This window comes from Hymenobacter terricola, from assembly GCF_017921975.2.
In the GTDB taxonomy this organism is placed as follows: domain Bacteria; phylum Bacteroidota; class Bacteroidia; order Cytophagales; family Hymenobacteraceae; genus Hymenobacter; species Hymenobacter terricola.
Map to the genome: position 1 here is coordinate 26076 of NZ_JAGEMO020000064.1, position 14787 is coordinate 40862.

The 14787-nt window shown below is 61.6% G+C and carries 9 protein-coding genes; 3 read left to right on the top strand and 6 right to left on the bottom strand.

The genetic code is table 11. From position 1 onward, the window contains the following. Nucleotides 1-234: 234 nt before the first annotated feature. The 3 genes from J4G38_RS22510 to J4G38_RS22520 form a co-directional block, all read right to left on the bottom strand. Entirely contained in the window at nt 235-2598 is a 2364-nt protein-coding gene (locus tag J4G38_RS22510) for a multicopper oxidase domain-containing protein (RefSeq protein WP_210521148.1), read from the bottom strand. Then, nucleotides 2595-2777: a DUF6130 family protein gene (locus tag J4G38_RS22515; RefSeq protein ID WP_210521149.1), complete on the bottom strand. Its 183-nt coding sequence runs from the start codon at nt 2775-2777 to the stop codon at nt 2595-2597. Before J4G38_RS22515 ends, J4G38_RS22510 begins: the two co-directional genes overlap by 4 nt. 314 nt (nt 2778-3091) lie before the next feature. Beyond that, entirely contained in the window at nt 3092-6646 is a 3555-nt protein-coding gene (locus tag J4G38_RS22520) for a metallophosphoesterase family protein (RefSeq protein ID WP_210521150.1), read from the bottom strand. 831 nt (nt 6647-7477) lie between these two features. Here J4G38_RS22520 and J4G38_RS22525 point away from each other — a divergent pair. Together J4G38_RS22525 and J4G38_RS22530 are read left to right on the top strand one after the other, a co-directional pair. Then, nucleotides 7478-8374 (top strand): alpha/beta fold hydrolase, encoded by an 897-nt coding sequence (locus J4G38_RS22525; RefSeq protein WP_210521151.1) that lies wholly within the window; start codon nt 7478-7480, stop codon nt 8372-8374. A 67-nt stretch (nt 8375-8441) separates the two neighbouring features. After that, nucleotides 8442-10055 (top strand): GMC family oxidoreductase, encoded by a 1614-nt coding sequence (locus J4G38_RS22530; RefSeq protein ID WP_210521152.1) that lies wholly within the window; start codon nt 8442-8444, stop codon nt 10053-10055. Nucleotides 10056-10121: 66 nt separating this feature from the next. Here J4G38_RS22530 and J4G38_RS22535 read toward each other — a convergent pair whose 3' ends face one another. From J4G38_RS22535 to J4G38_RS22545, 3 genes are all read right to left on the bottom strand, one after another. Further along, on the bottom strand, nt 10122-10604 hold the full coding sequence (locus J4G38_RS22535; RefSeq protein WP_210521153.1) for a GNAT family N-acetyltransferase: 483 nt from the start codon (nt 10602-10604) through the stop codon (nt 10122-10124). A 230-nt stretch (nt 10605-10834) separates the two neighbouring features. Further along, nucleotides 10835-11212 carry a nuclear transport factor 2 family protein gene (locus tag J4G38_RS22540; RefSeq protein ID WP_210521154.1) on the bottom strand — a complete coding sequence of 126 codons (378 nt, stop codon included), beginning with the start codon at nt 11210-11212 and terminating at the stop codon, nt 10835-10837. 224 nt (nt 11213-11436) lie between these two features. After that, on the bottom strand, nt 11437-11853 hold the full coding sequence (locus tag J4G38_RS22545) for a nuclear transport factor 2 family protein (protein WP_210521155.1): 417 nt from the start codon (nt 11851-11853) through the stop codon (nt 11437-11439). A gap of 288 nt (nt 11854-12141) precedes the next feature. Between J4G38_RS22545 and J4G38_RS22550 the strand changes: the two genes are divergently transcribed. Further along, nucleotides 12142-14655: an FdhF/YdeP family oxidoreductase gene (locus J4G38_RS22550; protein WP_210521156.1), complete on the top strand. Its 2514-nt coding sequence runs from the start codon at nt 12142-12144 to the stop codon at nt 14653-14655. The last annotated feature ends 132 nt before the right edge of the window (nt 14656-14787 follow it).

Consider the following 14787-nt stretch of genomic DNA (forward strand, 5'->3'; position numbering starts at 1 on the left):
AGGAAATGCTGCTGCCATTAGCATCAGCAGAATTATTCTTGGGCCCGCCGGCTAGTCAAGGCGGGAATGGCGTTGCGTATTAGGTAGTTGAGGATGTAAAGTTGGCTTTCGCTCCTACCGGTTGAAATGGACAATTGCCGCTTTGGCTTAGACAATTGGACCATTTGCATGACTGACCGGGCGTGGCGTGGTGCAGGGCAGTAAATAAGCCAGCTCAGAAGCGACAAATGCGTTTTAGTAATGGAACGTGAGCCCGGCGCCCCACCCGTACTGGTTATCGTAGTTGGTGCTGAGGGAGGCGTATTTGCGGACCATGTAGCGGAAGCCGATGGTGAATTCTTTGTCCGTATTGCCCTGGATGTCCATGAACACGTTGTTGCTCAGCGCCAGGTCGCGGCGCTGCAGCTGCAGGCGCGGCTGCCCCGTGAGGTCGGTGCGCAGCTCGGCGCGCACGAGCATGGGCAAGAGGTAGTAGACGCCGACTTCGGCCTGCCGGCGGAAGTTGCGGTTGTTGTCCGAGGTGCGGCGGGTGCCGCCTTCGGCATCTGCAGCCGACCGCAGGGTTTTGTTGTCCCGGAAGTCGTAGCCCACGAAGCCGGCCCAGAACTGCTGCTTGTCGAGGTAGTGCAGCAGGTGGGTCTCCGTTTCGTAGTTGCCCTTGTAGTTCACCCGGCCCTCAAATTCCAGCGCGCTGCGGTTATTGGAGAGGTTTCCTTCCAGAAAAGCCCCCTGCGAATGCACCGCCAAGTCAAACCACGGGTACACCTTGGCGTCATCGCGCTTGAGTATTTTGTAGTTGGTTTGAGCGTACTCGTTCTGCGGGCTGGCGTCGTAGCTGACGATGCGGGCCATGCCGGCCATCATGTGGTACAGGATGTGGCAGTGGAAAAACCAGTCCTGCTCCGCGTTGGCCTCAAACTCGATGGTGACCGTGCCCATGGCCGGAATGTCGAAGGTGTGCTTCATGGGCGAGTAAGCGCCCTGGGCGTTGACCATGCGGAAGAAATGCCCGTGCAGATGCAGCGGGTGGCGCATCATGGTCTGGTTGGTGAAAATCATGCGCACGTTCTCGCCCCGGCGGATGGGGATTTTATCGGCTTCGGACAAGGTCTTGTTGTCGAACGACCAGATGTAGCGCAGCATGTTGCCGGTGAGCGTGAGCTTGACCTCGCGCCACGGCCGGGTGGAGTCGAGCGTGGTGGGGTGCAGGGCCCGCAGCTGGTTGTAGTTGAAGTCGCCGGCCCCGCTGCCCATGCTCATGCCGGCCATGTTCATGCCCGCCATGCTGCCTTTGTCCTGCATCGTGCCGTTTTTCGTATCCATGCCTTTCATGGAGGGGTCCGCAGCCTGATTCGGCTGTTGGCCCTTCATGTCCATCCCCTTCATATCCTGGCGGCCGCCCTTCATGTCCATGCCCTTCATGTCCATCTGGCTGCTGCCGCCCACCTTCACGCCGGTCATTTTGCCCATGCGGCCATTTTCCCGCATCATTTGGAAGTAGTTGATGCGCGGCAAATCGGGCACTTTCACCGGCTCGCCGGTCCCAAAATAGCTGGACGAATACCCGGTGATGTCGTTGGCGGTGGCCCGCAGCTCGGCCGCGCCCACGGGTGGGATGGTCACCAGCAGGTCGTACGTTTCCGCCGTGGCGATTTGGAGCCTGGACACCGGGAAAGGCTCGACGTTGCCGCCATCGGCGGCGATGACCTGCATGGGCCCGCCGGCGTACTGCAGGAAGAAATACGAGGAGGAGCTGCCGTTGATGACGCGCAGACGCACCACCTCCCCGGGCCGGGCATCCGGGTAGTAGCTTTTCTCGCGGCCGTTGCTGAGAAACTTGCTGTAGTAGATGTCCGTGAGGTCCATGGCCGGCATGCGGCCCCATTCCTGCTTCACCTTGTCCTTGAAGTAGCCGGCGGCAATGGCCTCGCCGTAGCTCTGGGTGGCGCCTTTCTCGACCCCAAACCACTCGCCGGCCCGTTTCAGGTAGCGCAGCAACTCCTTGGGCTGGTAGTCCGTCCAGTCCGAGAGCAGCAGCACGTACTCTTTCATCTCATACTTAATTTCCCTGGGCTGGATGACGATGGAGCCGTAGAGCCCGCTTTGCTCCTGCAACCTGGTGTGGGAGTGATACCAGTACGTGCCGCTCTGAATGAGGGGAAACGTGAAGGTGTGGGTGCCGCCTGGCTCGATGGGAGCCGTGTTGAGGTAGGGCACGCCGTCTTCCTTATTGGGCAGCAGGATGCCGTGCCAGTGAATGCTGGTTTCCACGCTCATCTGGTTGTGCACCCGGATGAGGGCCGTGTCGCCCTCGGTGAAGCGCAGCGTGGGGGCCGGAAACTGGCCGTTGATGGCGATGGCCAGGCGGGTTTTGCCGGTGTAGTTGACCTTGCGCTCGTCCACGTACAGGTCGTACTCGACGCGGTGGCCGCGGTGGGTGGCCCGGGGCTCCACCACGTGGCCCCGCGGGTCTTGGCCCAGGGGAGGCGTGGCAACGCCACTGGCTGGCTTGCCTTTGGGCATGGCCGGGTGCTGCGGCATCTGCGCCGCGAGTTGCAGCGGGCTAAGCAGCAGGCACAGAAAAACGAATGTGTTCATTGCGAGGCGATTGGTTGGAGTGGTACAGTGAAAATGCGCGGGGAGGCACCTGGGGCCGCCGGCCCGTACACGGGCGCGATGTGAAAATTCCCGGTCTGGTACCGGGCCACCACCCGGCCCAGGGCCAGCCCCAGCACCAGGCAAGCAGGCAGTAGCCAGTACAGGAAGGAGTATTCCATGGCGTGGGGAGGAGGAGTGATGATTGGGGTGCCGCCCTGGTCAGGCAGAAAGCAGGTGGACGGAGACGAACAAGCAGAGGCTTTTCACCCGCCCGCTCGTGCGGGCCAGTGGTGCCTCAGTTCCGCCAGCCCCAATCAGGCCCCGGACCTTACCATCCGTCGGGTTGGGCCGGGCAACTGGGTCCAGGGCCGCATGCCACCATGAACGAGCGGCGGCCATGTCTCCTTAGCCGGTCGCACCGGGCTTCGGAAGTAGCACCGGCAGCGAGCAACGCTCCAGGCTGCTCGCTCTTGATAAAAGGGTGAGCTTGGGCTCAGAAAAAATAGCCGAGCCGGACAAGCGGCAGGCGGTCCTCCTTCGAAATGCCGTACATGGCGGCGAGCAGCACTTGCGGGATAGGGGCCACCCACAGGCCGCCGCCGTAGCCCCGGTGCCAGGTGGTCGACGATTCACTGGCCAGCCACACCCGGCCGAGGTCGTGAAAGCCGAGCACGCCAAACGTTGCGGGCAGCACATAGCTGGTTAAATGCCCCAGCTCCAGGCGGGCCTCCAGGTTGTTGAAGGCGCACTCGGTGCCGGCAAACCGGGTGCGGCGGTAGCCGCGCAGGTTGGTGAGGCCGCCCAGCGTGGCAGCCTGCAGGAAAAAGTAGTCGCCAAAGTTGGCCGTTCCGCCTACCCGGAAAGCCAGCGTGAGGCGCACCGGGTAGCGAAAGCTGCGATAGAGCGCCAGCGTTGAGGTAAGTTGGGTGAGCGGGGTGGATATGGTGTTCAGGGGGCGCAGCACCAGCAGGTCGGTTTGCCACTTGATGCCCTGTGGCCACGCCGCTTTCGCGTCGGGGCTCACCACCTCGAAGCCGACCCGGCCCCCGGCGTATTGCTTGGGCGCATACACCGTAGCCGGCAGGCGGTGGCCCTCCACCTGCTGGGCCACGATACGCTCGGGCTGGTCTTCGATGGCTATGCGCTGGTAGACCGGGCCGCCAAATACGTGCAGGCGGGTGCCCACCGCGCGCCACAGCAGGGCCGATGCGCTCAGGTTGTGAACCCGTACCTGGTAATAGCGCCGGTCGTGCGCCGGGTCGTTCAGGGTTTCATTGCCCAGCCCGTAGTAATTGTGGACGTAGTTGGGCGCTTCCAGATTGGCTTCGAGCCGCAGGTCGAGTTTCCGTATCGCGTGGGTGAAAAGGCCTTCGTAGTGAAAATTGAAAGCACCGGTACCCAATGCCACGCTTCCTGTCAGAACCTGCGTAGCGGCCCAGGGCTCTTTGCGAAAGCCCGGATGCTTGAGCCGTACGCCCAGGCCGATGAACAGGCCGTCGTCCACGTTGTAGCTGATGGGGTATAAGGGGGCAACGTATGGGTACTGAAACGAGGCCCAGTTGTAGGCGTTAACGGCCGGCAGCCGCGACAAACGGGTGGCCGTTTCCGGCCCTTTGATTATACTTATACCGTCCGGCACGTCGTAAACTTTCGTTTTGTGGCCCCAGCCGTGCACCTGGGAATGGTCGACCAGGGTATCGGCCCCCGCCCCCCCGATGATGCGCACCAGCGGCGCAGCCCGGCTGGTGCCGCTCAGCACGAAGACGTCGGCCCCGCCCTGCCCGTAAAGTCGGATTTCCTCGGTTTCGGACGCCCAAAAGGTGCGCTGGTAGAGCGCCTGCCCGCGCTGCCCGTTCGCTTTAATGGCAAAAACGTTGACTTGGCTGCGGTCCTCGCCCTCATGCTTGACTTCGAAATATTCTCGCTCGTCGCTGCCCAGCACATCCACCTGCCGGGCCAGGAAACGGTAGTATTGCGCGGTCCAGGTTTTGAGCTGGTTGCGGTGAGCCCGGAGTTTAGCCAGCACCTGCGGCCCCGACAAACGGTAGATGGAATCGGGCCATTGGCGTAGGGCCCGCTCCAGTACCGCATCGGTTAGGCTCAGCTGCAGGGTGTCGGCCAGGGCCAGCCAGTCAGCCAGGGGGAGTTCCGTGAGAAAGGAGCGGTCGAAGTACCGCGCCTGGTAATTGAAGCTGTTGACGTTGCGAAAATCCGTATCAAACCCTTGCAGCTTGGGCAGCAAATACTCGGCGCTGGCCAGGTGGGGGAGCACCCCCTCGTTGACGAAAAATGCCTCGTCCCGGTCGCGCGGCACGGCCCGAAACAAAAGGCCGCCGTCCGGTTGCGGGTACGCCAGCCAGCGCCACTGGTCTTCGTGCCGGTCCCAGTCGGCTATCACCAGGTCAAACAACCGGGCGCGCAGCAGCGCCCGCTCGTCCACGTGGTTGCGCTGGCTGGCCCGGAGCAGGTCGAGCACCTGCTCCGTGCTGTAGTTTTTGGCCGTGGGCTGGCCGGCAAAGTTGCGGGGCGGCGCGGGCTCGCGGGCCTCCAGCAGGGCCAGGCTGCCGGCAAATTCTGTGCGGAAGGGCCCCAGCCGCGGGTCGTCGGGCACGAGTACGAGCCGGGGCGTGGTATGGCCCACCCCCGCCGCCTCGGCCAGGGGCGCCACCGCCAGCGCCGCATAGGGATGGGCGGCCGAAATCTGGTCCTGCACAATATCGGCGGCCAGGGTGTGGCGCAGGTAAGCGGGCACCGAAGAATCCGTCGTTTTATCGATGGACCGCAGCACGTATTCCGTGCCATTGGCCGCACGCAGGCGCAGCGACTTGGTTTGCAGCCCGCCGCCGCGCTTCATCGGCACCAGGCCGCCATAGGCAGTCCGCAAATCCAACACCGGCGCGGGCACCACCTGCTGCCACTCACGCCGGTAGTTGGTGCCCTGCAGCCAGGTGCGCAGCTTGCCGGCCCGGTAGCGGGTGCTGGCTTGCCGGTGGGCAACGAGCCCGTTAAATACGTCGATGGTGTCGCGGGCCAGCTCCCGGGCAACGCATGGCTCGACCCACTGCTCTTCGTGCAGCAGGCCACCTGCCGCCAGCACAGCCGGCGACCAGAAGGTGGCCTTCACCGCCCCGTCGGCAACATAGTCGAGGCGAACAAATCCCGCGGTGGAAGCTTCAAACGTCCTTTGGGCGCTCGGCGCAACATTTGTTGCCAGCGCCGCCGCCCCGCTGCCGAGGTAGTGCAGCCCGTTCTTCTGGCAATAGCTCAGGCTGCGGTCGTGGCCGCTGGCGTAGGTAAGGCCGGGGTATTTCTCCAGCACCTGCAGGAGCGAACGGTTCATTATCCGGCGGCGGGGGTTGGGCATCACCTCCTGCCACACCGAGTTTTTGACGCTGACCAAGGGGCGGTGGCCCACCACGAGCAGGTTTTTGCCCTGGTTGCGGCCCAGCAGGTCGTCGAGCTGGAGCACCACGGCCGCCTCGTCCTTGGCTTCGCAGGCCGATTCTATCCCCGGCTTGTCCCACGCGTGCAGCCACCATTGCGTATCGAGCACCACCAGCGTGTGCCGCGCATCCAGCGCAATCTCAACCGGCCCCGGGCAGCCGTTGCTGGGAATAAATACGTCGCCGCGGCCCAGGTACTCCTCCACAAATTTTTCCTGCGCTTTCACCCGCTGCCACCCGTGGCTTCCGCCCCGTTCCCAGTCTTCGCCACCCGGCACCATCACCAGGCGGCCCGGACACCCCTTTAACAGGTCCAGCACCTGGAGCAGGCGGTTTTGGGCGGCGGGGCGTTGGGGTTTGTCCACGCCCGGCAGCCCGTCGCTCAGGTTATCCCCCAGCAGTATCACCGTGCTTTGGGGGCCGGCCGCCTGCAGCTGCGCGTGTAGCAGGGCAAGCGTGGCCGTCAGGGATTTGTCGGTGCCTACCCCGGTTCCGCCCACCAAAAACACGGTGTAAGCCGAGGGTGGGGGAGCAGCCCCGGCCCCGGCCGGGCATCGGAAAGCACTGCCCAGCAGGCAACAAGCAACAAGCCAGAGAAGGCGCATAATTTCTATCTAAAGCAAGTATTGGCGAAAACCAGATTCTACAAAGTCTGGCGGATAGTGCCCGGCAATGGACCAGCGCAAGGTTCCGAGGCGTATTTGTGAACAATCCGTACAGAAACCCACCTGCGGGCACGCTCATCCTGGCGCAAGGAGCTGCAAAACCGGCGCTCAGCATTGGACCAAGGTGATGTAAGCAGTTGATTAGACCACCTTTGAGCGTACATTTTGGCTGGCAAATAATTGACTCCGTAAAGGTGGGCGCCACGGCCGCAGACTTGGAATACACAATTGGCGCTATTGCTTATACAAACGGCCCGCTTGTGCATCCTGGCGCTGGATAGATGCATTGCCACTGGGAGGCAAATGCAGAGGCGCACACATGACCACGGCACCCGGACCGAGCTGATTCAAAATCATATTGTGCTCGAAGTCAAGCGCGTATGGTGCCTCAGCACTAAAGTGGGTGCAAGGAATAGCGTTTGTACTGAGCTTCAGAGACCAGTAGTACTTCCGCCTTTTTTCAAGCACAGTATCCGCCTCGGGCCGCTGTAGTCCTGCTGTGGCACCAGTCCGGGTCGTGAGGTCCTTTTGTCCAGCTAGTAGCGCCTTCTGTGTATTTCTTCTGCGGGTAGCTATGCCGCTATTTGCAAGGCAGTTGATTAACGCCTATCTGGGCATTCTCCCATCAATTATGCCGTTAACTGCCCCCCCCTTGCCAACGCATTAGGTAAAGATTTGGGGCAGGTCCGGGAGTGTAGCAGCAAAGGATACCGCCCCTTCAGGCAGTGTCAATTCTGTTCTGTTGCCATCAATCACCTAACCATCCTCAGAGTGAATATTTCATCCACCATTGCCGGCCCGGCAACGCCCGGCGCGGCCCCCGAACCGGGCCAGCCCCATACGCACGAAACGGTGCCCACAGCATACCTCGACGTGAACGGGGTCAAAGTTGCTTACCGCTCCTTTGGGAAAGCCGACGGGCCGCCCCTCGTTTTCCTGCAGCACTTCACCGGCACCATGGACAACTGGGACCCGCTGGTGACCAACGCCCTGGCCAACGACCACCGGGTCATTCTCTTTGATAACGTGGGGGTGGGGAGTTCCGACGGGGAAACGCCCACCAACGTGGCCCGCATGGCGCAGGATGCCGTGGCCTTCCTTCAGGCGCTGGGGTTGGAGCAAGTGGATTTACTCGGCTTCTCCCTGGGCAATTACGTTGCCCAGCAGATTGCGATGGACCATCCCCAGCTGGTGCGGCGGCTGGTGCTGGTGGGCGGCGGGCCGGCCGGCCAGGGGGCTGAAAACTACAAGCAGGTGATTGCGAATATCGAAGGCAAATCCGCTAAGGAGGCGCTGTTGTACCTCTTTTTTGAGCCGTCGGACAGCAGCCAGCAGAGCGGCGAGCAATTCCTGCAGCGTTTGCAGACCCGCACTGCCGAGCCCGCCCGGCCCACCACGCAGCAGACCATCGGCGCCCAGTACCAGGCCATTGTGGGGTGGGGCGACCTGCCGGACCCCGATTTTGACCGGCTCAAGCGCATCAAACAGCCCGTGCTCGTGGTCCAGGGCCGCCACGATATCATGATGCCGACGGTCCACTCCATTCTGCTGTTTCAGCACCTGCCCAACGCTCAGCTCAGCCTGTACCCTGATTCGGGCCACGGGTCCCTGTTCCAACACGCCCGCCTCTTTGCCGAACAGGCCGCCTACTTCCTGCGAGCAGAGTAAGCAGGCCAGTGCGCCCGGCTTCGACGGCATTCAGTAATGCTAATCCTCTCAAAACCATCCCATAGTCATGGAAGAATACGATTTTATCGTCGTTGGCGCGGGCTCGGCGGGCTGCGCCGTGGCGGCGCGGCTCACCGAGCGGCCCGGCCTCGAGGTGCTGATTCTGGAAGCCGGCGGGGCCGATTCACGGCCGGAGTTTCACATTCCGGCCGCCTTTCCGCACCTGTTCCAAACCCCGTTCGACTGGGGTTACCGAACCGTGCCGCAGGCGGGCCTCAACGGCCGCCAGGAAATCAACCCGCGCGGCAAGGTGGTGGGCGGTTCCAGCTCCATTAATGCCATGATTTTCATGCGGGGCAACCCCCACGACTACAACCGCTGGGCCGCGCTCGGCAACGCGGGCTGGGCCTGGGACGACCTGATGCCCTACTTCCGAAAAACGCAGCACCAGCAGCGGGGCGAGAGCGCGCACCACGGCGTGGGCGGGCCCATCTACACCTCCGACCTGCGCGACCCCAACCCCCTGAGCCGGGCCTTTGTGGAAGCCGCCACCCAGGCCGGGTACGCGCCCAACGACGACTTCAACGCGGGCGAGCAAACGGGTTTTGGGCTGTTCCAGGTGACGCAAAAAGACGGGATGCGGTGCAGCGCCGCCGACGGCTACCTGCGCCCCGCGCTGGAACGCACCAACCTCACGGCCATCACCGAAGCCCACGTCACGCAGCTGCTGATTAAGGACGGCCGCTGCGTGGGCGTGGCTTACCTGAAAGACGGCGAAACGTACCAGGCGCGGGCCCGCCACGAAGTGATTCTCAGCGGCGGCGCCATCAATTCGCCCCAGGTGCTAATGCTCTCCGGTATTGGGCCGGCCGCGCAGCTCCGGCGCCACGGCATTGCGGTGCAGGTTGATTTGCCGGGCGTGGGCCAGCACTTGCAGGACCACATGTTCGTGCCCATTGCCTACCACTGCACCCAGCCCATCACGCTCGCCAATGCGGAATCGCCGGAGCAGGTGGCCCTTTTTCAGCACGAGCACATGGGCATGCTCACGTCGAACCTGGGCGAGGCCGGGGGCTTCATCGACCTGGGCCTCGACGGCTCACCCGAGCTCCAGTTCATTTTTGGCCCCCTCTGGTTCATTCACCACGGGGCGGGCAACCCCGCCGGCCACGGCTACACGCTGCTGCCCGGCGTGGTACGTCCCCACAGCGTGGGCAGCGTCACGCTGGCCTCGGCCAACCCGCTCGACAAGGCCCTGGTGGACCCCAATTACTATGGCGACCCGCGCGACCTGGAACTCATGAAGCAGGGCGTGGCCGTGGCACTCACCATTGCCGGGCAGCCTGCGTTTGCGCCCTATCGGGGCGAGCAGTACCTGCCCGGTTCCGCTGCGAATACGCCCGAAACCCTTGAAAACTTTATCCGCGACAACACTATGACCCTTTACCACCCGGTGGGCACCTGCAAAATGGGGCAGGACGAGCTGGCCGTGGTGGATGCCACGCTCAAGGTCCGGGGCATCGCGGGCCTGCGCGTGGCCGATGCCTCGATTATGCCCCTCATCATCAACGCCAACTGCAACATCCCCACGATGGTCATCGGCGAGAAATGTGCCGACCTGATTTTGCAGGAGTTAAGCGCGCCCCAGGGCGCGTTTCGGACATCCTCAGCGGCACTTTAGGACGAAATATTCAGCAGATTCCGGCCGGAGCGGCCTGGCCTTTTCCGATCCGCGCACCGGTCCGTTTCAAGCCAATAAGCTCCGGCGGTACACTTTGGAGTCACGGTCCGGGAAAGTGTAGCTGGCCGGTAGAGCGAGGCGGTCAATCAGCGCAAAGCCGTTGCGCTCGTAGAATTTATGGGAAGCCACGGCAATAGCCGGCGTATCCAGATAAATCGTTTTGAACCCCAGCCGGCGGGCGTGCTCAACCAGCGTGTCGAACAGGAATTGGGCCACGCTCGGTTTGGCACCCCGGCTTTCCCGGAGGACAAACATTTTCCGCAGCACGCCATTTTCCGCATCCAGCTTTTGCAGCCCAATTGTTCCGACCAATTTATCGGCTTCCTTCGCCAGCCAAAACCCGCCCTGCTGATAAAAGTGGGCGGTGTCGAGTAAGTCAGGCTGTTCCGCTTCGGTAAAGCCCAGGTTGAACTCCGTGTTTTGAATGGCCAACACAAAATCCCGGACTGGTTTCTGGTCCTTGGCGGCAAAGGGAAACACCTCTATCATCGTGGTTAAAGCGGGAAGTTTTACTGATTAGGGGCTGTCGGCGCTGGTAAAGTTAGCGTCCAACTGGTTGCCGCTGGTTACGCCTGCTGGTCCGGATTACCGTCTGCCCATAGCCAACCGGGCCATTCAGCCGACAGGTGGCTCACGGCTTTGGCTCAGTTTCAGCCCCCAAATACGTGGCCGTGCTTGGCCGGCATTTTCAAACACGGCAAAAACATTCGTTCGGCCACTTACGGGGCGGCGGTGCCTGTGGCACCGTCAATAAAGGTGTAAATCAACTGAATTCGCTCATCAGCCAGAACAAATATGTCGTGGCCGGTAACGGCAGCGGGGGTAGCTGGCGGGCCAAACTGCCAGCCCAGGTAGGCGACGTTGTGGTGGGCTTCGATGGGCCCCGCCAGGCGAAACACGTACCCGGGATTCTTTTTCAGCAAGTCGGCAATAAACGCATTGACCTGCGTTCGGCCCGAGATGGCGAAGAAAGGGTCCACGAAGTGAATGCCTTCGGTGTAGATTTCCGAGATAACCGGCGTGCGCCTGGCCTCGTCGGTTTCGCTCCAGAGGGCCAGGTGCTTGGTTAGCAGAGTTGTTGTGGCTGGGATGTCCATGAGGCAGGATGAAGTAGTGAGGAATTGATTTACTGCTACCGCCCCACAAAAGTCTGAGCTGAATCGGCCAGGCATTTTGGTGTGCGGCTCAAAATAGCCTTATTAAAAAGCTCACCTATCAGTGCGTCAAAACCAAACTTCCCGGTGCCCGGGCTTGGCTGCAACTGCTGCCACCGGTGGCACGGAGCAACTGTAGATGACGGCTTAGCATCGCTTTATCGGGCTCACACGCCGTAGGCTCGGCCAACGGCATAGGTATCCTCGTAAAGATGAAGCCGGACAATGCGCCCCTCCTGCACCGTCAGATGCATGGCAAACGGCGTGGTGTAGGCCAACTCGGTGGTATTTGAAACCTGGGAAAAGCTGCCCAGGGCAACGGCTTCTTCCCCTTCAACAATCAGGTTATCAAGGGAGACTTTCGTCTGCTCCGGGTAAATGTGCGCCCATAGGGTTTTGAAGTACTCGGGCACCTGCTCGCGCCGGCTGCGCCGCCCGCCCCACGGCAGGCCCCCAATTGCGGGCACGTACCAGTCGATTTCATCGGCAAAGAGCGCGGCCACCCCGTCGGCATCCCATAAACCCAGGCGTTGAAAAAAACCCCCTAAAAGGCTTCGCGTGTCCGTTGCGGGTTGGTTATCCATGGTCGTGTAAACTGATGAGAATCATGAGGAATGACGAAAAAGGGAATTACGACGGTCCAGCGCCCGCATAATCTGAAGCTGCCTGACTGTACAAATATTGGGCTTTCCACCCCGGCCAGCAATGGATAATTGCCGCTTTTGCTTAGACGAACCGACCCTTGAACAGCAGGGGCCATTCGTCTAAGCAAAAGCGGCAATTATCCATTTTTACCGATTCGAAGAGCTGTTATTTTAGCCTTTAAATAAATTGACATCGCGGCTTTTTCGCCGGCTTTTTTTTCGTCAGTCATGGAAACACACCCCGCCGAAGATGCCAGCCCGTCTGGCCGCCCCCAACCGCAACACCCTGAAACCACTCTTCATAACAGTGATGAGCGGCCCAATACCCAGGCCGGCCAGGAGCAACTCGATATCCCCCCGCCCGATGTGGCCAATGCCCGCTACCAGCACCCCATTCTGGCCCAGCCCCTGGACACGCTAACCGGCATTCGACTGGCCGAGCGGTCAACCGTGGCCGCCGGCATTCTGGCCGTCCTTCATTCGATGGCGTTTAACCGGCGCGGGTCGGGGCTGAGCCGGGGCACCAGGGGCCTGCTCAGCATGAACCAAAAAGATGGGTTTGACTGCTCCAGCTGCGCCTGGCCGGACCCGGATGGCCACCGCTCGATAGCGGAATTCTGTGAGAACGGGGCCAAAGCCACCGCTTCCGACGCCGATGAGCGGGCCGCCGGGCCGGAGTTTTTCGCCCGGCACAGCCTGGCTGAGCTCTCGCGCATGAGTGACCGCGACCAGAACAACGCCGGCCGCCTCACGCACCCGCTGGTGAAGCGCCCCGGCGACAACCATTATTCGCCCATTGCCTGGTCCGATGCCTTCGACCTTATTGCCAGGGAATTGAACGCCATGGACTCACCGAACCAGGCCGTGTTTTACACCTCGGGCAAGGTGCCCAACGAGCCGGCTTTCCTGTTTCAGCTATTGGCCAAGCAGCTGGGTACTAATAATTTGCCTGATTGCTCGAATATGTGCCACGAGAGCAGCGGTTCGGCCCTCGGTGCCACGCTAGGCCTGGGCAAGGGCTCCGTCACGCTCAACGACCTGTACAAGGCTGAGGTCATTATCGTTATCGGGATGAACCCGGGCACTAACCACCCGCGCATGCTCACGGCCCTGCAAAAGGCCAAGCGCAACGGTGCTAAAATCATCAGCGTCAACCCCCTGATTGAAGCGGGCCTCAACCATTTCAATAATCCGCAGGATTTCATGAATCCGCTCAAGGCGCTGGGCACCTTGCTCGGCGACGGCACACCCATTACCGACCTGTACCTGCAGGTGCGCATCGGGGGCGATATGGGCTTGCTGCGCGGCATCATGAAGCACCTGTTTGAGGCCGAGGACCGGAATCCCGGGCAGGTGGTCGACCACGAATTCATTGCGCAGTACACAACGGGCTTCGAGTCGTTTGAGCAGAACATCCGCAACACCACCTGGGAGGATATTGAGGAAACCAGCGGCATCAGCCGGGCAGAGCTGTTGGAAGCGGCCAACATCCTCGCCACCAAAAGGAAGGTCATCACCTGCTGGGCCATGGGCCTGACCCAGCACCACCAAAGCGTGCAGACAATTCAGGAAATCGTGAACCTGCAGCTCATGCTGGGGGCCATGGGCCGGGCGGGCGCGGGAGTTTGCCCGGCGCGGGGCCACTCCAACGTGCAGGGCGACCGCACTATGGGCGTGTGGGAGCAGCCTGGCAAGGCTTTCCAGGACGCATTGGGCAAGGAGTTCCTCTTCACGCCGCCCTACGAAAAGGGCTACGACACGGTAGCCGCCATCGGGGCCATGTACCGGGGCGACACGCGGGTGTACTTCAGCCTGGGGGGCAACCTGCTGGGGGCCGGCCCGGATACGGAAGTGATTGCCGAAGCCATGCGCAAGCAGAAACTAACGGTATTTGTGGGCACCAAGCTCAACCGCGGCCACCTCACCACCGGCGAAACCAGCCTGCTGCTGCCCTGTTTCGCGCACATCGATATTGACATGCAGAAGAGCGGCCACCAGATGACTTCCTGCGAAAACTCGATGGGGGTGGTGAGCCAGAACAAAGGCGTGTTGGAACCGCTGGAAGGCCAGATGATGAGCGAAATCGCCATCCTGAGTGGCGTGGCCATTGCCACGCTGGGCTCCCGAACCAACATTGCCGACTGGGTGGCCATGACGGAGAACTACGACGTTATCCGTGACCACATTAGCCGGGTGATTCCGGGCTTCGAGGACTTCAACGAGAAGCTGCGCCGGCCCGGCGGCTTCTACCTGCCCAATGGCCCTCGCGACCGGAAGTTCCCGAACACCATCGGCAAGGCCATGTTCACCACCACCACGCTGGAGAAGCACGAACTGGAGCCGGGCCAGCTGGTCATGACGTCGGTGCGCAGCCACGACCAGTTCAACACCACCATTTACGAATACACCGACCGCTACCGGGGCGTATTTAACGAGCGCCGCGTCCTGTTTATGAACCGCGAGGACATGGCCGACCGCGGCCTGAACGCCCAGGACCTTATCGATATTACCAGCCATTACCAGGGCCAGCGGCGCACGGTGGAGAAATTTGTGACCGTGCCCTACGACATTCCGAAGGGCAACGTGGCCGGCTACTTCCCGGAAATAAATCCGCTGGTTCCCATTGCCAGCGTGGCCAAAATCAGCAACCAGCCCACCTCCAAATTTGTGGTGGTGACGGTCGTGCCCGCGCACAAATTGGTGGGTGCGCCCGTCGAACTGCGGCTGGAAACGGAGGCTTAGCGGCCGGGCAGCTACCCTTGTCCACCCTTGAAATACATCTGATGCTTCCTCCGGGCCACATGTATTGTTCTTGTCCTAACCGGCTGATGCCTGTAGGCATACATCAGCAACCGCGCAAAGCCGATGGCCTCC